Here is an 18439-nt window from a genome sequence, read left to right as displayed (position 1 = left end):
GCATAATAAACAAACTAACATGAAAGATTTCTTTTACGCGATACAAGATTTATTTGTTAATGTTCTTTTTAAACCTTTAGATGCTATTCGTGCTCTAGAGCTTGAAAATTGGTTTTTAGCAAACATGGTTTCTTGGATTTTCATCATTATTGGCTTTGTTGCCATGGTTTATTGGATGATCCAATTAAAAGGATTTAACGACAATAACGAAGAAGACAAAAGCATTTCTTCGCACTCGTATTTATAAATCGAAACCGATATCTTTACGATAATTCATCTTATCAAAATGTAGTTTTTCTATATTTTGGTAAGATTTTTTTATGGCCTCTTGGTAGGTATCTCCATACGAAGTAATTGCCATAACGCGTCCGCCAGAAGTTACAATTTTACCATCTTTTATAACCGCACCTGCATGAAATGGTATCGAATCTTCAACAGCTTCAATTCCTGTAATTTCTTTACCTTTTTCATAAGCTTCCGGATAACCTCCAGAAACTAACATGATAGTAGTTGCAGCACGTTCGTCTATTTCAATATTAATTTTATCTAAAGTACCTTCAGCCATAGCTTGAAGAATATCAACAAAATCATTTTTTAATCGCGGTAAAACAACCTCGGTTTCTGGGTCGCCCATACGCACGTTATATTCAATCACTTTAGGATCGTCGCCTACTTTTATAAGGCCAATAAAAACAAAACCTACATAAGGTAAATTATCTTTTTTAAAGCCGCCAATCGTAGGTTTAACGATACGCTCTTCAATTTTGCTTAAAAATTCGTCGGTTGCAAAAGGCACTGGAGAAACAGCTCCCATACCGCCTGTATTTAAACCTGTATCGCCTTCGCCAATACGCTTGTAATCTTTAGCTGTTGGTAAGATTTTATAATTTTTGCCATCGGTTAAAACAAAACAACTTAGCTCGATACCGTCTAAAAACTCTTCTATAACCACTTTAGTACTTGCTGCACCAAATTTTGCATCAACCAGCATACTTTTTAGTTCTGCTTTGGCTTCATTTAAATCATTTAAAATAACCACACCTTTTCCAGCCGCTAAACCGTCTGCTTTTAAAACGTAAGGTGGTTGTAAAGTTTCTAAAAACGCATAACCTTTTTCAACGTTATCTTTTGTAAAACTCTCGTAAGCCGCTGTTGGAATATTATGACGGTATAAAAATTCTTTTGCAAATTCTTTACTACCTTCTAACTCGGCAGCTGCTTTTTGTGGTCCAATTACCGAAACGTGTTTAATGGCAGCATCGTTCAAAAAGAAATCGTGAACACCTTGCACTAACGGATCTTCGGGACCTACCACTACCATATCGATTTTATGTTCTAAAACTAAGGCTTTAATAGCAGGAAAATCGGTAACTCCAATATTAACATTGGTAGCAATTTCGGCAGTTCCTGAGTTTCCAGGAGCTACGAATAACTGTTCACATTTAGGACTTTGAGCAATTTTCCAAGCAAAAGTGTGTTCTCTTCCGCCAGAACCAAGAATTAAAATACGCATGGTGTTGTTTTTTAGATTCTCATTTACATGAGAATGGCTTTAAATTATATGGTTGCAAAAATAAGGGCTTTTTAGAATTAGCCACGAAAACAGATGTGTTTTTTTCTGATTTTTTATTCTAAATTCACAGAGCAACGGTCTTCGAGCAGAGTCGGGAAGGTTTTTGAATAAGATTTGTAAATCAGTAAACTATCCATGTTAGATGAATGCAAAAATAACAGACTGTTCATTCTAATCTAAAATGTTCTCGACTTCGCTCGAACACCCTAATAATGAAGCATTAAAATAAGTTCACGAGGTAACGGTCTTCGAGCGGGGTCGAGAAGGTTTTTGAATAAGATTAGTAAATCAGTAAACTATCCAAGCTAAATGAATGTAAAAATAACAGACTATTTCATTCAAATGTATATGTTCTCGACTTCGCTCGAACACCCTAATAATAAAGGATTAAAATAAGTTCAAAAGGTAACGGTCTTCGAGCGGAGTCGAGAAGTTTTTTGAATAAGATTGTATCATTATATTTTTTCTATAAAACCGTTTTGGATATTACTTTTATCTTTAGCTTTGATTTTTTGGCTCGATTTACATGAATTTATTTAACCTGTCCTTACAATTAAACGGCTTTCCTATAAAGGAAGCTTCCCGTGTGCTAAAAAGCATTCAAAATCGTGTGGATAATAATTATGAAACTTACATTGAAGCTAAAAAACAAGCCATAGTTAATTACCACTTAAAACATAATACGTTTTATAAAAACTTTGTAAATACTGAAGGATTTACCAATTGGAATAGCCTCCCCGTAATGACCAAAAGTGATTTACAAACCCCTTTGACTAAGCGCTTATCAAATGGTTTTTCTAAAACCAACTGCCATTTCCACAAAACTTCCGGTTCTTCTGGAACGCCTTTTATTTTTGCTAAAGATAAATTTTGCCACGCCTTAACCTGGGCCAATTTTATAGACCGATATAATTGGTTTAATATCGATATTCAACACTCGAAACAAGCCCGTTTTTATGGAATTCCTTTGGATAAAAAAGGCTATTACAAGGAACGTTTGAAAGATAAATTAAGCAACCGTTACCGTTTTTCAGTATTTGATTTAAGCGATGTACAGCTTGGAAAAAATGTTGAAAAATTTAAAACCACTCCTTTTGAATATATTAATGGCTATACCAGTGCCATTGTTCAGTTTGCTAAATACCTTCAGAAAAACAACATCGTTTTAAAAACAGTATGCCCGACTCTAAAAGCTTGTATTGTTACTTCTGAAATGCTTTTTGAATCGGATAAAACCCTTTTAGAAACACAATTTGGCGTTCCAGTGATTAATGAATATGGCGCTGCCGAATTAGGCCTCATCGCCTTTCAGAACAGTAAAAACGAATGGTTGATTAATAACGAAGATTTATATGTTGAAATTCTAGATGAAGAAAACACCATTTTGCCTTACGGTGAAACGGGACGCGTGGTAATCACTTCGCTATTTAACAAAGCACATCCTTTTATTCGTTACGATTTAGGTGATATTGGCACATTATCAAAAAACAGCACGCCCAGTAAACCGATTCTTGAAAGTCTTCAAGGCAGAACCAGTGATCTCGTGCAATTACCAAGCGGAAAAACAGCAGCTGGACTCAGTTTTTATTATGTTACAAAAACGATTATTGAAGATTCAAGCCCCGTAAAAGAATTTGTTATTGAACAATTAAAATTAAACACGTTTAAAATTAGCTATGTGAGTACCGAAACCCTTTCGGAAGACAAACTTGAAGCCATTAGAAAAGCCATCTCTAAATATTTAGAACCTCAGCTCTCAATTCTTTTTGAACAGAAAACAAGTTTAAACCGTTCCAACCGGGGAAAACTCAAGCAGTTCACGTCTTATTTATAGGTTTTTTAAAGTAACGCATTATCAATCAGATTGAAGCGTAGCGTAATGAAGAATCTTTACTACGTTATTCTGGGATTCCTCCTAGCGTGGGAATGACAGAGCAATTACATAAAAAGTATTCTGTACTTTTGATACCCCTGAAATAAATTCAAGGTGACGTAAAACAACAAGTTTAAAGTGTACTTCTCGACGCCGCTCGAACACCCTGTAGATTAAGAAAAACAGTAATAAATAAATGTTTATACCGATCCATGTTCTTAAATAGAACCAAAAATTTCAAGCTGAGCATGCCTAAGACTGCTTAGCTATTAGCTCCTTAACCACCTAACTTTATAACTATATAACCTTATAACTTTATAACTTTATAACTTTATTACTACTCAACTTCTCAACCAACTTAGCCTTCACAAAAAAATGCTCCACTAAAAACACCAACATACAGTACAAAGATTTTAATTTAGAATAACCCAAGCCTTTATGATATACCCAATAATTATGTTTAAGCAATTCAAATTTATTGGCCGACATGGAGTCTTTTCTAACCCGGTAGTATGCTAAAGACGACGGAATTCCCAAAGCAGGTTGCCCCGATTTTTTAATCGCCGCTAACCACAACAACCAATCCTGACGCTTACGTAGATTTGGAGTAGTTATTTTACCTAACTTTTTCACATTATACATCCCTGTTAAATTCCCAATGTAATTACTTTTTAGAAGTTTTTCGTAAGTTAAGACTGGTAACGCATTAGCGCGTTTCTTCAATGGATTTCCGTTAGCATCGATAAAATAGTAAGTAGAAAAACTAACGGCACAGTTTTCAGTTTGCATAAACTTAACCTGTAGCTCCAGTTTATTAGGTTTCCACAGGTCATCGGCATCTAAAAAGGCTATAAAATCGCCTTGTGCAGCTTCAATGCCTAAATTACGGGACACAGCAGCTCCTAAATTTTTAGGGTTTTTATAAAGTTTGATGTTGGCATGGTTTTCTAAAAAAGGCTGAATGACTTGCAAAGTAGCATCTTCAGAAGCATCATCAATTAAAAGCAATTCCCAATTTAGATAGGTCTGACTAATCACACTACGAATAGTTTCTGAAATAAAAGCTTCAGAATTAAACATGGGTGTTATTACAGAAACCAAAGGCTGCATCACTACAGTGGATGATTAATAAGCTTTTTCTTCACCTTTAATCGCATTTAAAAATGTTTGAATGGTGATTTTAATATCTAATAAAAGTGACCAGTTTTCAATATAGAAGATGTCGTATTTCACACGGTTAATAATATCTTTATCGGTTTCTATTTCACCTCTAAAACCACTAATCTGAGCCATTCCTGTAATACCAGGTTTCACAAAATGACGCACCATAAACTTATCAACGCGTTGGGCATACATACTGGTATGACTAACCATATGCGGACGCGGTCCTACCACAGACATATCGCCAAACAAAACATTAAAAAATTGAGGCAATTCATCGATACTGGTTTTTCGAATAAATGCTCCCACCTTTGTAATACGCATGTCGCCTTTAGTTGCCTGATGCAAGTGCGCATCTTTATTAGGCCTCATGGATCTAAATTTATAACAATCGAATTCTTGATAGTTAAAACCATTTCTAGATTGCTTAAAAAATATGGGGCCTTTAGATTCTAATCGGATTAAAATAGCGATGATAGGCGTTAACCAAGACAGTAAAAAAACAATAACAAAAGATGAAAACAGGATGTCAAACACTCTTTTAACAAATTTATTTCCTGGTTCTTGTAAAGGGATCGCCCTTATCGATAAAATAGGGATGTAATCGTAATACTGATACTTTAAACGTTTGGAATAAATATCCTTATTATCGGGAATAAACTTTAATTCTCTTAAATTATTATCTGCAAAATCGATTAAACTATTAATCTGTTTATTAGATAATTCGGCTACAGAAAAATAAATTTCATCAATATTATTTGCAATAATATAGTGGTAACACTTTTCTAAACTAAAGCCATGATCATTTACACTAAATTTAGCTTTAAAACTGTATCCAAAATCAGCACGTCTTTTAAAGGTTTTTATTAATTGTCTGGTTTTTTCGTTACTACCAATTACAATTACGTTTCTAATATTTCCACCAAAAACCGTTCGGTACTTTTTTAACAAAAAAGTACTTATTAATTTAAATGCACTTATACATGCAAACACAGCCAAAATATAGTAAACCAAAGACAACCTACTGATACTAGGCTGCTTAAAAAACCCTATAAACGCGTATAGCACAACAGCAAAAATGATAATCTGCCTAAAAAGCAAGGGTATAATTTGAATTAATTTGGTGTGTCTTTCTATTTCATAAAAATGGTTTTTAATAGCAATGACTACCCACAACAAAGAAATATAGACACAAAATACATAGACATCTGTTAGGTTAATGTCGAAGAAAAAAACCGCCAAATTAATAATGATTAAATCTATAAACCCAAAGAGCGGCTTTATATACCCTGAATATCTGCTTCTTTTGTATTCCACTTATTTTTTTATATGATTTTTAAAATCTTTATGTTCACTTTTATAGAGTTCATCAGGTGTTAAACCCTTAAAATAATTGTAGGTTATTTGCATGCCTTCAGCACGACCTATTTGGGGTTCCCAGCCTAACACACGTTTCGCCAATGTAATATCAGGTTGCCTTTGCATGGGGTCATCAACAGGTAAATCTTTATAGATAACTTTTTGAGCAGTTCCTGTTAATTTTATAATTTCCTCTGCAAAGTCTTTAATTGAGATCTCATGCGGGTTCCCAATATTTACAGGTCCTGTATAATCACTTAATAGCAATCTGTAAATCCCTTCTACCTGATCGCCTACATAACAAAAGGATCGGGTTTGCGAACCTTCACCAAAAATAGTTAAATCTTCACCTCGTAAAGCCTGCCCCATAAAAGCAGGAATTACACGGCCATCATTTAGGCGCATTCTTGGTCCATAAGTGTTAAATATACGAACAATACGGGTTTCTAAACCATGAAAACGATGGTAAGCCATAGTGATGGATTCCTGGAATCGCTTGGCCTCATCATAAACCCCGCGAGGGCCAATGGTATTCACATTACCATAGTAATCTTCATTTTGAGGATGCACTAAGGGGTCGCCATAAACCTCAGATGTCGAAGCAATAAGAATTCGTGCTCCTTTAGCTTTAGCCAAGCCCAACAAATTATGGGTACCTAATGAGCCTACCTTTAACGTTTGAATAGGGATTTTTAAATAATCAATAGGGCTAGCTGGCGATGCAAAATGTAAAATATAATCTAAATCACCTTCAATGGACACAAACTCGGTAACGTCGTGTTCAATAAATTGAAAATGGAGGTGCTGTTCTAAATGAGCCAGGTTCTTTTTATCTCCCGTAATAAAGTTATCCATGCCAATAACGGCATAACCTTCACCGATGAAGCGATCGCATAAATGCGAGCCTAAAAATCCTGCTGCTCCTGTTATTAGAACTTTTTTCATAATATAATGAGCTACTTAATCGAAAAGTGGATCAATAATTTTAATGATTAAACATTTTACTTAATGTGTTTTCTATATCATAATTTCTATGAAAATCACCAATTATTGAATTTAATTTTTTTCTAGAACCACAGAGCGTTTGGATTTCATTCTTTCTAACAAATTTAGGGTTTATAGTAACACTTATTTTACGCCTAGAAAGTCCCTCTAAAACACTAATAATTTCTTTTATATTTATAGCACTACCACTACAAACATTTACAATTTCTGACTTCACATCACTCTTTATCAGTTTTTCGTAGCATTCTACAACAAAACTAACATCATTAAACTCTCTATAAACATCTATATTTCCTAAGGCAATCTCTGACTTATTCTCTTTAAAATGTGACACTATTTTAGGTACTAAAAAATGAGATTCTTGACCAACACCAGTATAATTAAAAGGTCTAGTAATCACTATATTTTGTCTGTCAAAATAAGAACGAATCATATTTTCCATAACCAACTTACTATTCCCATAATGGTTAACAGGTTGCGGACACATTGACTCGTCCAACTCTCCCTCCCTATTTCCATAAACAGCTCCACTACTCGCAATTAATATTTTATCAGGAATATAGTTCAACCTTTCAATTGCCTCTAATAAATTCAAAGTTCCAAAAATATTTACATTATAAATATTTTGCATATTTTCAGATGCTACAAAAGAGACAGCAGCTAAATGTATTATATAATCAGGTTTAACAAATCTTAAAGTTTCAAACAGGTCTTGTTCATTTAAAATATTACAAGACAAATGTTTTGGATTATCTGCTTGTGCTAATGTTGACCCATAAACATCAAAACCCTCATTTATTAAATGTTTTTCGAGATGAATTCCCGTAAAACCACTAATCCCAGTAATAAATACTTTTTTCTTAGAAAGTTCCACCATTTTCATTTCTTTCTATATCTTTTTTCACCATCATATCACACAACTCTTTTAATGTTGTTTTAGGTTTCCATCCTAATTTTTCATTTGCTTTGGAAGCATCTCCAATTAACAACTCTACTTCTGCAGGACGATAAAACTTAGGGTTGACTTTTATTAATTCTTTTCCTGTTGCAGCATCCAATCCAATTTCATTCTCCGCTTCCCCTTTCCATTGAATATCTACATCAACAGCATTAAAAGCTAAAGTAACGAAATCTCTAACTGTTTGTGTTTTGTTCGTAGCAAGCACGAAGGTTCCTGGCTCATCAATTTGTAACATGCGATACATACCATCTACATATTCCTTTGCATAACCCCAATCTCTTTTAGCATCCATATTTCCTAATTCTAAAAAATCTTGTTTTCCTAAATGAATTTTAGCAACAGCATCTGTAATTTTTCTAGTTACAAACTCTTTCCCTCTTAAAGGCGATTCGTGGTTAAATAATATACCACTTGTCGCAAATAAATTATACGACTCTTGATAATTTAAAGTGGCCCAATGAGCAAAAACTTTAGCGACACCATAAGGGCTTCTAGGGTGAAACGGTGTATCTTCTTTCTGGGGAATAGCATGAACCTTACCAAACATTTCAGAAGTAGAGGCTTGATAAAATTTAATCTTTGGATTTATGGTTCTTATAGCTTCCAATAAATTCATTGCACCAACACCCGTAATTTGTGCAGTTGCTATAGGCTGGGTAAAAGAAACTCCTACAAAGCTTTGTGCTGCTAAATTGTATATTTCATCTGGCTCAATTTCTGAAATAATTCTATACGCACTGGATAAATCAATTAAGTCATATTCTAATAAAGTTAAATTTGGGTGCTGATCTACTCCAAGCTCTTCTATTCTCCAAAAATTGGTAGAACTTGTTCTTCTATATGTTCCAAAAACCTTATACCCTTTGCCTAGTAAAAGTTCTGCTAAATATGCTGCATCTTGCCCTGTAATTCCCGTTATTATGGCTTTTTTCATTTTTATTTATTTTCTTTCCAATTATTATATAATGTTTCTACTGTATTTTTAAATTCTTTTTCAAATCGTTCTATACTAAAAAGCTCTGCATTTTTTCTAATATTTTTTTTAACAAATAAAGATTCGTTTTTCTCAAAATAAATCAAAGCCTCTTCTAAAGCATTAACACTTTGTCGCTCAAAGAAAACACCTGTTATCTCTTCATTAACATTTTTGTTACTTGGAAATACTCCTTTTATCGTTTCAAGAGCACCTCCTTTACCATAGGCGATTACAGGAACGCCGCAAGCTTGAGCTTCAATTGGGGCTATACCAAAATCTTCCTCAGCAGCAAAAATAAAAGCTCTAGCATGCATTAACAACCTTTGCATCTCTTCTTTTTCAACATACCCTTTAAGTACAACATTGGATTTAGCTAATTTCTTTATTTTTTTAAAATCAGGCCCATCTCCTACAACAATTAATTTTTTGCCAATTTTAGAAAATGTCTCAACTATGAGATCAATTCTTTTGTAAGGAACCATTCTCGAACAAGTAATATAATAATCACTTGTTTCAGTTGTTAGAGTAAAAGAATTGGTGTCAACTGGTGGATATATAACAATTGATTCTTTGTTATAAATTTTTTTAATTCTTTTTGCTACATAATTAGAAATAGCTATATATTGATTAGGCCTATTTGCCGTAGAATAATCCCATAATCTTAACTTAAATAAAAAATATCTAGCAATAAAGCCTTTAATTCCTTTATCTAATTTTGCTTCTTTAATATATTGAGAATATAAGTCCCAAGCATATCTTACCGGCGAATAAACATAAGATATGTGAAATTGATTTGGGCGCGTTAATACTCCTTTTGCAACTGATGAAGATGACGAAATAATTAAATCATAATCATTTAAATCTAACTCTTCAATGGCTAAAGGAAAAAGAGGTAAATAACTTCTGTATTTTGTTTTACCAAACGGCAGTTTTTGAATAAATGTATTTTTTGTCTGTTTCCCTTTTAAAATAATATCTCTATTCTTCTGTGATAAGTCATCAATCAAAGAAAAATGATCAAAATCGTCCCAAATGTTAGTAAAACTTTCAACACATCTTTCTGCTCCACCGTAAACGGTGTACCAATCATGGATTAATGCTTTTTTCATATTAATTCTTCAATTATACATTTCAATTTACTGGTTGAATCATCCCAATTATAGCGTTTTAAGTTTAAAGCACTAAGGTTTTTAATTTTATCAATTGTGTCTTTATTATTAATAACTTCCTCCATTTTAGACTTTATATTATCTACAGAATTAGGATCAAAATATTCAACAGAATCACCATAAACTTCGGGCAAAGAAGTCACATTAGATATAATACATGCACATCCACATGCCTGGGCTTCTAAAGGAGGTATCCCAAAACCCTCAAATAAAGACGCATATATAAATAATTCCGCTGTATTATATATGTCAATCAATTCTTCATCTGTCAAATATCCTGTAAAGATAATATTATCATTAATAATTTCTTCATCTAAACCAACATTAGAAAATGTTTTATTTTTTTTTCCTACAATTACAAGTTTATAATCTGAGTCTATTTTATTAAATGCTTCAATAACACGTTTCAAATTTTTCCTTGGGTCGATGGAAGAAACCGTTAGGATAAATTTTTCACGTTTTAAATTTTTATTGATAAACTTCTCTGATGGTGCTGCATAGATAACATGTAATTTTCTATCCAGAATTTTATAAGTCTCAATAATATCTTGCTTCACATAATTACTATCTGTAACTATTCGCTTTGAATTACTTAAACTAAAAGGGATTAGGGTATTATATAATTTCTGAAAAGAGTATGAAAACCATTCTGGGTGATGTTTAAAAGCCAAGTCGTATAAAAACATTATTTTGTTCTTATAAAATATCGGTGCTATCCCTACGAAATTTAGCAACAAAGGGTTTTTATTTTTCTTCAAAAATACAGGTAAACTTAGTTGGTCCCATAATTGCCCTTTATGCTTCCCGACAAAAACAATATCAATATCATTTTCCAATTTATTTACAACAGGTTCATTAGGAGCTACAAAAATAAGTTCATGATTTCCAATTTTTTTTGGTAATCTATTGCATATTTCAAAAGCATATCTTTGTACTCCCGTCATCTTTTGGGTTAAAAACCTAGCATTAATAACAATCATGATTTCAAATTTAAATTTTGGTTTAATTCTTTAGTAAATAAAGTTGAGTATGCAAATAAACAATTAAATGTTACAAACAAAACTATTCCCGTATTTCTAACCAAGATATTCTCAGTAAGAAATGCAGTATAGAATAAGGTTAGAAAACATAAATACTCATAGTTATTATTTACAATAGCAATTCTTAAGAAATATGTAAATGAAAACAAAATTATCATTAAACCTAAAATACCAAATGATAAAAAATAATCAAAATACTGATTGTGCGTATTGTAATTTTTTTCAAAAAATGCATTTGTATTAAACTTTTTGTAACATTCATTCAATTGCTTTTGGGTGTCTGCAGGAGCAAAACCTATTATCGGTGTATCCTTAATTAACGAAAGTGAGCAATTATATATAGCCATACGTAAGTTAAAAGAATTATAATGAACACCTTCGGGGTAGATATATTTAGACTCTATAATTTCGTTTAAACGTTCTTTAATTGGTGAAAAATAAACAATAAACCCAAAACATAAAAAAGAAAAGAATAGAACTGTTATAGCTTTTTTTATATTTCTAAACCGCTGGAAGACACCTACAACTACTACTAATAAAACAGCCAAAATTACACCCTTTGAACTTGCTATACTAATTCCTAAAATAAATAACACATATAAAGCTATATTTAACCACCTATAATTAAAACTATTAAAAAAAAGTAACACTATTGCTAATGCTAATATTAATGAAAAATAAATTGAATGCTCCCCTATAATTGGCACTAACTCGATACTTTCACGAAGCTTAATATTAATGGAATAAGCATTTTGCGCGGTTAAAATACCCCTCAAATTAAAGAGCAAATAACAAGATGTAATTATTACGGAGAATGCAGCAGAACAGACAAATATTTTCTTAAATATTTTTAATTGAGCACATGTTTTAAATGGTTTTAAAACAAACACTACTGAAGGTAATATAAGAAAAGCTAAATTTTTTTCTATAATTTTTAATCCACTATTAAAATCCTCTGTCCATAACAGTGAAATCAAATACATTAAAAATGGTAAAACACATAATAAAACAACTTTTAAACTCTCTATTTTTATTTGCTTTATTTTTTGGTAATAAAAACTATTAAGTAAAGCTCCGATTGAAAAAGCAATAATGGCGATACTTACCATAAATAAAGATAATAACGGTAATAACGCAATTAAATATATTGAAACATTTACCATTTTTACGTTTTTAAAAAACATTCGATATTTTTTTTTGATAACACATAGCATATGGAATAGCAAAAAACACCCAAATGAATAACATTATAAAAGATGGGAAAGCATTAAAAGAAATTAAGGTTGCAATAATACCTCCTGTAATATAATCATCTTTGTTTTTAAAAGCTATAATTACTGTTTTTACTAAAAAAAACAAAAAAATAATAAAACCAACAATACCGTATTCAGACCATACTTCTAAATATACATTATTCGTTATTCCTCTTACATTGTTTCTAGCTATAAAGTTATCAAACCATTTAGAAGGGTTTTTTACTACTTTTTTATAATCATTATAATGATCGTAATGTAAAGCATAGTTATAGGGCCCAACACCAAGAAGTGGGTTATCAAGTCCCTCCTTGTAAGCAATCCTTCCTGTGATATACCTATCTACTTTAGAAAAATTTGAGGTAGTAAGGTTGCTTACTGGTTGAAATATTTTTTTTTCAACATAACGTTGAAAATATTCAGTTTTAATAAAAAACAAACAAGAAATTATAATTAAAGGGTAAATAATTAAAACTTTTCCAGTAAATAATTTTTTTCTGTAAATAAAAATCAAAAAAACAATTCCACTAACCATAGAAATTGTAGACATAGTTGTTATAATGGTAAATAATAAAAACCATCCTGCTTTAAGATTTTGTTTAAAAAAAGCAACTGCTGCTGATAAAATTAAAAAAAGTCCTAAAAAATTACCTTCCTTAAATGTTCCACATCTAATAATACCAAAAAGTTTTTGGGGAGATGACTCCATTCCGAATAATTTTATATAAGGAAAACCTAAGGCTGAAGAAACAAATAAATACCATGAATAACAACTTGCGATAACTGCACCAATCACAAAATATTTTAAAATATTTGTACTTTTTGAAATAAAATAACAACTAATAAAAAATGCTAAAATATTCAAGTATATGTAACAAAGCCTTAAAAAACTATCTCCAATTGCATTTAATCTAAATGGTATTTTTTTTAAAGAATAATCATATTGCCAAAAACTATTTATACCAAATGATAAAAGTGCCCATAATAAAAAAAAAACCAAACTTTTGCTATTTAAAACAATATACAAATATTCTTTAGGCAAATATCCAACAAAAAGATATAGAATAATTATCACCATAAGTAATAACTCTGATATTTTTAAAGGGAATCCTATATTTATAGTAAGTGCCTGTGTGAAAGACAAGAAAAATAGAAAAAGACAAAAAAAAGTAGTGAATTTAATTTTCATTAACTTACAATTATATAGTTTAAACTAACATCCATAATTTTTAGCTAAACTAACCTTTATAATTTAATGCGTATTCAAGATCAATTAACTTTTCTTTTCTTTTTTCAGAGTACACATCATTATTACTCATAACGTCACCAATACAATTATACACTTCATCCCATGAACTACATATTGGACCAATTTTTAAATTTTCAAAATCATAATAAAATTCTACTTTTTTTGAATACTCCAATAAATCATGACACATAAATACTATTGGTCTATTAATCATTAAAAAATCAAAAAAGACACTTGAATAATCAGTTACTAATACATTTGTATATTTAAGTAATGGATACGGATCTGACTCAGGATAAATTAAAATATTTTCAAACCCTTTTGTTATACTGGATAACAAATTAAAATCTAAAAAATGAGCTTTAATAACAAACAAGCTCTCATTTTTTTTACAAAACTGATTCATAATATATAAATCTAAACCCGAATCTTTAATTACATCAATTATTGTTTTATTGAATTGTTTTCTTTGAGTTGGCAACCATGAGATTATATTTTTATAATTTTCGTTAAGTTTAAGAAGCATGTCCATCTCAGGAAAAAAGTTTTTTTTAAACTTAAATGAATCATTAAAACAAAATGTTCTTGGTTGTTGTGATAAAATAATTTTATCTTCTATGTTATTATTTCTAAATGACTTAGAAAAAGGTATTTTATAATTATCCTTTGCACTTTTACAAGGCGCCCATAAAACATCACATTTCATATAATATGCATAAGGCAACCATTTTGAAATAAAAAGTTTGATTTGCCCCGATAGCGTATCATTTTTCCAATCTCCACCATACCCTATTTTTCTTAATGGCATACCGTGCCATAATTGAATTATTTCAGAACCACCTATTAGCGCACCATCTATATCATCTAACTGATGAGAAAGATATGCTTTTGATGCACGTAAAGTTGAATAAACCCCTTTAATTGAATACAAATACTCTGCAAGATAGCCCTTCTGTTTTAAAACATTAACGACAACTTTGTTCTTTGATATCCATACAAGATTCACATCATTATCTTCGTTATCATAATGTTTTATATAATAATACTTTGAATTATCAGCAAAATGTTTCCCCAAAGATGAACCGATTACGGATAAATTTTTTTTCTTGGGAAAAATAATAGAAATATAATAAATAGGTAGCCCAAAAACTAGTTTAGTTATTGTTTTCACGTTCTTCAAAATCTTTCTCATTTCTTCTATAATTAGATATTATTGCTGATTAAACGGCGTTTGTTTAAAAACTTTCTAACTCCTAAAAACCTGATTGATAAAACAATAATTTGAGTGAAAATCAATAATAAAACCATTGAATAAACCGAAAGAAAAGAAGAAATAAAAATTAAAATAATCATATGAATTACACAAGCTATAACCACACTATAATTAGCATATTTTTCAAAGCCAAAAGCTCCCAATAAAGGATAACCTATAAAAGTAGCAGGAACTATAATTATAGATAAAAAACAAAAATATTTTAATAAAACAGCGCTTTCTTCATAACCAAAACCAAAAACAAAATATACTATTTCGTTAGAAAAAAACATTGTTATTAAACTCACTAAAGAATTAAAAAATATTGCAGAAAAAAATATTTTCTTAAAAAGTTTTAAATCTTTTTTTTGAACCATATATGGATAAATAGCATCTGATAATGGGCTATAAATAACAGTCATTGCAGTAAATAATCTTTCGGCTACTCCAAAAATGCCAGCATAAAATTCACCAAGAACTAATCCTACTATAAAATTATTACTTGATGTATATAATGCAACTGATGCTCTAGAATAAAAATATTGGGAGCTATTCTTTATTTGTCTTATAATATCAATTTTTTTTATAAAATAAAAGGATACTCCAAATTCTTTATAAGCAAAGACTAATGATAATATACCAGCGATAACAAATCCAATAGAATAAAGTAATGGTACATAAAAAAAATCTTCTGAGTTCTTTATTAAAAAGAAAATTAAAAATGTAAACAATGTCTTCGATACTAAATTGACTATTGTTATGTACTTCATTTTTTCCATTCCAAGAAATAACCAAGTAGGCGTAATTGCTTGACCTATTACTATACCAAAACCCATAAAATATGAGGTTTTATTCGCTTCTAAAACAGGCACATATATCGTTAAAACAAATAAAATGAGAAATGAAATTAATAATAGTACTAATTTCACTATCAAAATACTACTAAAAATTGTATTGACCCTTGGAGTGTTGTCTCTAAATATGGAGATTTCCTTAGTCGCAGATAAATTAAAGCCATAATCACAAACGACCGTTAACAGCTGCATTATAGAATAAACCATCACCACCACTCCATAATTAGATACTCCAAGAACTCTAGTTAAATAAGGTAAAGTAACAAATGGTAAAATAAGATTAATTCCTTGTAAAGTAGAAAGAGCTAAAAAATTCTTTACTAATACATGTTTAAAAAAAGAAAGCTTCATCTAGTTAATCAACAATTAGGTAAGAATTTCTATTTTGACATAAAAATTACTCGTTCTCTCTTAAATTCTTTAAAGTTTTATTTATTAACGTAGAAGATGTACCCTTCGTATAAGGAAAATAAATAATCTTCACTCCAACAGCTTTAAATTTCTTATCTAACTCATTCCACTTTTCACTTTCAAACCAATCATCACCAACAAACATAACATCAAACTTTAAACGTTCCCACATTTTAAATTTATCCATATCGTTTTGAGGCACAACAGCATCAACATGCTTTATGTTCCTAACAATTTCCATACGTTCTTGATGATTAATTACCGATTTTTTGTTTTTGTAGGCAACCAATTCATCAGAAGTAACTCCAACAATTAACTTATCACACAACCCTTTAGCATTCTTTAATAAATTTAAATGTCCAATATGAAACAAATCATATACCCCAGATGTGTACCCTACTGTTGTTTTTTCATCTCCTCTTTTATACATAACTCCTCTATTCTACCACTTCCACTCTTTATTAAAGTAGTTTCTTTTAAATAATTCTATATTAATAAACATCCAGAGAATTTGTCCTGCTCTAGACTCTGTTTTACTTTGTTCAATTAACTCATTAACCACTCCCTTCTTTAACCATTTTGCATTAGGTAAAAGCTCTAAAGCTAATGATTCCAAATTATCAAACCATTCGGTTAAAGGCACTGGAAACCCTATTTTTTTACGTTCAATAATATCTTTGGGAAGGTATTTATATGATAATTTTCTAAGCAAATATTTTGGTATATCTAATACTTCACTATATTCATTAGAATTCATTGTCCTTGCTTGCATTTCAGCATCCTCACTTATCCACCGTAATTTTAAGTTAAAAGGGATTTTATTATATGAAAACTCAATTAAATTATGATCTAAAAAGGGTACTCTAGCCTCTACAGACGTTTGCATAGTTGTCATATCTACTCGCTGTAATAATCCTTTCACATGATATTTATGAAAAAACTTAAAAATATTTTCTTCATTTGTACTTTTATTAAATTGAGCCTTAATTTCAGTATCAAATTCATTTCGATAACTTTTAGAAGTGTTAATTAATTCATCCCTCATAGATCTTGGAACATAATCATACTTCGAAATAAAGTAATCGTAAAAGGATTCGTTCGTGACTTCATTTTCATAGTCAAAAGGAGTTCTAAAAATTCTACCATAGCCACCCATAAGCTCATCAGCACCTTCTCCTGATAGCACAACTGTGATTTTTTCCTTTAATTTACTAGACATTACAGCTAGTGGAATTTCATTAGGAACTCCCAAGGGCGCATCTTTAAATTTAATAAGTCTCTCCCAATTAGACAGGTAATCTTCTTTTTTCATTAAGATTTCGTGATGTTCTGTGTTATATTTCTTGGCTATAACTTCAGAATACTCAAACTCATTAATTTCATCAAAACCTATAGTATAAGTATTAATTTTTTCATTTTTATTTAATGCCGTAATTGCTGTAATAAGACTAGAATCTACACCTCCACTTAAATATGTACCTAGTGGAACATCAGCAATAAGCCTATATCTTATAGCTTTGTTTAGTTCTTCATCTAACTCTTTGAGTATATCCTCTTCATTATAATCTGTTGACATATTAAAGACATCTGGTATATCCCAATATTTATGCTCTATACTAGATAAATTTTTCTTTATAGACAAATAAGTTCCTGGATTTACTTGAAAGATGTTTTTAAAAAAAGTATATGGAGACCTAACATACCTATTTGCTAAATATTCATCTACGGCATCATCATTGAACTCAGCATTAACCAATCCGCTAGATAATATTGCCTTTATTTCAGATGAAAAAATTATATTTTCACCATCATTATAAAAATATAGAGGTTTAATCCCTAATCTATCTCTAATTAAAAATAAGTCTTCATTTTCAGAATTATAAAGCGCAATTGAAAACATTCCATTAGCTAGATTAAGAAACCAATCTACCCCTTTCTCTTCAACTGCTGCAAGGATAACTTCGGTGTCAGAAGATGTTTTAAAATTGTAATCAAGTTCTGATTTTATTTCTTCAAAATTATATATCTCACCATTAAACACAAGATGCCAAACCTTACTATTTGAATGCATAGGTTGGTTAGACACTTGCCTTGTATCTATAATACTAAGTCTCCGATGTCCCAAAACCAAATTTCTATTGACATAAAAACCACCTGCATCTGGACCTCTATGTACTATAGAAGTATTCATGCGTTGAATTCTTTCTTCAATATTTGAAATATTATTTTTTGAATATATTCCTGTTATTCCGCACATTAAAAACTAGTTTATTTTATAATAAAAACACTATTTTGTTATCTAT

16 protein-coding genes are annotated in these 18439 nt (G+C 30.6%); 2 read left to right on the top strand and 14 right to left on the bottom strand.

Annotated elements, in window-relative coordinates; all coding sequences use genetic code 11:
• Nucleotides 1-19: 19 nt before the first annotated feature.
• Nucleotides 20-247 (top strand): DUF6341 family protein, encoded by a 228-nt coding sequence (locus tag H6X70_RS13430; protein WP_194768204.1) that lies wholly within the window; start codon nucleotides 20-22, stop codon nucleotides 245-247.
• Here H6X70_RS13430 and purD read toward each other — a convergent pair.
• Complete coding sequence (purD, locus tag H6X70_RS13425; RefSeq protein ID WP_194768203.1) at nucleotides 242-1513, bottom strand: phosphoribosylamine--glycine ligase; 1272 nt, start codon at nucleotides 1511-1513, stop codon at nucleotides 242-244. The two genes, H6X70_RS13430 and purD, sit on opposite strands and share 6 nt — an antisense overlap.
• A gap of 586 nt (nucleotides 1514-2099) precedes the next feature.
• Here purD and H6X70_RS13420 point away from each other — a divergent pair.
• Nucleotides 2100-3407, top strand: a complete 1308-nt coding sequence (locus H6X70_RS13420; protein WP_194768202.1) for a phenylacetate--CoA ligase family protein — start codon at nucleotides 2100-2102, stop codon at nucleotides 3405-3407.
• Between the two features lie 354 nt (nucleotides 3408-3761).
• Here the strand turns inward: H6X70_RS13420 and H6X70_RS13415 are convergent, their stop codons facing one another.
• Genes H6X70_RS13415 through asnB form a run of 13 tightly spaced genes read right to left on the bottom strand, consistent with a single transcriptional unit; the run spans nucleotide 3762 to nucleotide 18393 of the window.
• Nucleotides 3762-4556: a glycosyltransferase family 2 protein gene (locus tag H6X70_RS13415; protein WP_194768288.1), complete on the bottom strand. Its 795-nt coding sequence runs from the start codon at nucleotides 4554-4556 to the stop codon at nucleotides 3762-3764.
• Between the two features lie 15 nt (nucleotides 4557-4571).
• Nucleotides 4572-5924 (bottom strand): undecaprenyl-phosphate glucose phosphotransferase, encoded by a 1353-nt coding sequence (locus H6X70_RS13410; RefSeq protein ID WP_194768201.1) that lies wholly within the window; start codon nucleotides 5922-5924, stop codon nucleotides 4572-4574.
• Entirely contained in the window at nucleotides 5925-6911 is a 987-nt protein-coding gene (locus H6X70_RS13405; protein WP_194768200.1) for a UDP-glucuronic acid decarboxylase family protein, read from the bottom strand.
• A 40-nt stretch (nucleotides 6912-6951) separates the two neighbouring features.
• The gene (locus H6X70_RS13400; RefSeq protein WP_228530372.1) at nucleotides 6952-7854 is read right to left on the bottom strand and encodes a GDP-mannose 4,6-dehydratase; all 903 of its coding nucleotides are present in this window, start codon (nucleotides 7852-7854) and stop codon (nucleotides 6952-6954) included.
• Nucleotides 7832-8866, bottom strand: coding sequence for a GDP-mannose 4,6-dehydratase (gene gmd / locus H6X70_RS13395; protein ID WP_194768199.1), 1035 nt, complete (start codon nucleotides 8864-8866; stop codon nucleotides 7832-7834). The genes H6X70_RS13400 and gmd overlap by 23 nt, the downstream gene beginning before the upstream one ends.
• A 2-nt stretch (nucleotides 8867-8868) precedes the next feature.
• Nucleotides 8869-10017, bottom strand: coding sequence for a glycosyltransferase (locus H6X70_RS13390; RefSeq protein WP_194768198.1), 1149 nt, complete (start codon nucleotides 10015-10017; stop codon nucleotides 8869-8871).
• Complete coding sequence (locus H6X70_RS13385) at nucleotides 10014-11057, bottom strand: glycosyltransferase family 4 protein (RefSeq protein WP_194768197.1); 1044 nt, start codon at nucleotides 11055-11057, stop codon at nucleotides 10014-10016. Before H6X70_RS13385 ends, H6X70_RS13390 begins: the two co-directional genes overlap by 4 nt.
• A complete protein-coding gene (locus H6X70_RS13380) occupies nucleotides 11054-12301 on the bottom strand; it encodes an O-antigen ligase family protein (RefSeq protein ID WP_194768196.1) in 1248 nt (415 codons plus the stop codon). The genes H6X70_RS13385 and H6X70_RS13380 overlap by 4 nt, the downstream gene beginning before the upstream one ends.
• Nucleotides 12291-13559, bottom strand: coding sequence for an O-antigen ligase family protein (locus H6X70_RS13375; RefSeq protein ID WP_194768195.1), 1269 nt, complete (start codon nucleotides 13557-13559; stop codon nucleotides 12291-12293). Before H6X70_RS13375 ends, H6X70_RS13380 begins: the two co-directional genes overlap by 11 nt.
• 49 nt (nucleotides 13560-13608) lie before the next feature.
• Nucleotides 13609-14790, bottom strand: coding sequence for a CDP-glycerol glycerophosphotransferase family protein (locus tag H6X70_RS13370; protein ID WP_194768194.1), 1182 nt, complete (start codon nucleotides 14788-14790; stop codon nucleotides 13609-13611).
• 32 nt (nucleotides 14791-14822) lie between these two features.
• Nucleotides 14823-16076 (bottom strand): oligosaccharide flippase family protein, encoded by a 1254-nt coding sequence (locus tag H6X70_RS13365; RefSeq protein ID WP_194768193.1) that lies wholly within the window; start codon nucleotides 16074-16076, stop codon nucleotides 14823-14825.
• Between the two features lie 46 nt (nucleotides 16077-16122).
• On the bottom strand, nucleotides 16123-16566 hold the full coding sequence (locus H6X70_RS13360) for an adenylyltransferase/cytidyltransferase family protein (protein WP_194768192.1): 444 nt from the start codon (nucleotides 16564-16566) through the stop codon (nucleotides 16123-16125).
• A 12-nt stretch (nucleotides 16567-16578) separates the two neighbouring features.
• Nucleotides 16579-18393 carry an asparagine synthase (glutamine-hydrolyzing) gene (gene asnB, locus H6X70_RS13355; protein ID WP_194768191.1) on the bottom strand — a complete coding sequence of 605 codons (1815 nt, stop codon included), beginning with the start codon at nucleotides 18391-18393 and terminating at the stop codon, nucleotides 16579-16581.
• Between the last annotated feature and the right edge of the window lie 46 nt (nucleotides 18394-18439).

Origin of the sequence: Tamlana sp. I1 (assembly GCF_015355625.1) — a bacterium.
Lineage (GTDB): Bacteria > Bacteroidota > Bacteroidia > Flavobacteriales > Flavobacteriaceae > Pseudotamlana.
Note: the sequence above shows the minus strand (reverse complement) of the source record. Positions and strands in the feature narration are given on the sequence as shown.

Coding starts and splice junctions, on each gene's coding strand:
- H6X70_RS13430 (WP_194768204.1), top strand. CDS start 20: ATGAAAGATTTCTTTTACGCGATACAAGATTTATTTGTTAATGTTCTT.
- purD (WP_194768203.1), bottom strand. CDS start 1,513: ATGCGTATTTTAATTCTTGGTTCTGGCGGAAGAGAACACACTTTTGCT.
- H6X70_RS13420 (WP_194768202.1), top strand. CDS start 2,100: ATGAATTTATTTAACCTGTCCTTACAATTAAACGGCTTTCCTATAAAG.
- H6X70_RS13415 (WP_194768288.1), bottom strand. CDS start 4,556: ATGCAGCCTTTGGTTTCTGTAATAACACCCATGTTTAATTCTGAAGCT.
- H6X70_RS13405 (WP_194768200.1), bottom strand. CDS start 6,911: ATGAAAAAAGTTCTAATAACAGGAGCAGCAGGATTTTTAGGCTCGCAT.
- H6X70_RS13400 (WP_228530372.1), bottom strand. CDS start 7,854: ATGAAAATGGTGGAACTTTCTAAGAAAAAAGTATTTATTACTGGGATT.
- gmd (WP_194768199.1), bottom strand. CDS start 8,866: ATGAAAAAAGCCATAATAACGGGAATTACAGGGCAAGATGCAGCATAT.
- H6X70_RS13390 (WP_194768198.1), bottom strand. CDS start 10,017: ATGAAAAAAGCATTAATCCATGATTGGTACACCGTTTACGGTGGAGCA.
- H6X70_RS13385 (WP_194768197.1), bottom strand. CDS start 11,057: ATGATTGTTATTAATGCTAGGTTTTTAACCCAAAAGATGACGGGAGTA.
- H6X70_RS13380 (WP_194768196.1), bottom strand. CDS start 12,301: ATGTTTTTTAAAAACGTAAAAATGGTAAATGTTTCAATATATTTAATT.
- H6X70_RS13375 (WP_194768195.1), bottom strand. CDS start 13,559: ATGAAAATTAAATTCACTACTTTTTTTTGTCTTTTTCTATTTTTCTTG.
- H6X70_RS13365 (WP_194768193.1), bottom strand. CDS start 16,076: ATGAAGCTTTCTTTTTTTAAACATGTATTAGTAAAGAATTTTTTAGCT.
- H6X70_RS13360 (WP_194768192.1), bottom strand. CDS start 16,566: ATGTATAAAAGAGGAGATGAAAAAACAACAGTAGGGTACACATCTGGG.
- asnB (WP_194768191.1), bottom strand. CDS start 18,393: ATGTGCGGAATAACAGGAATATATTCAAAAAATAATATTTCAAATATT.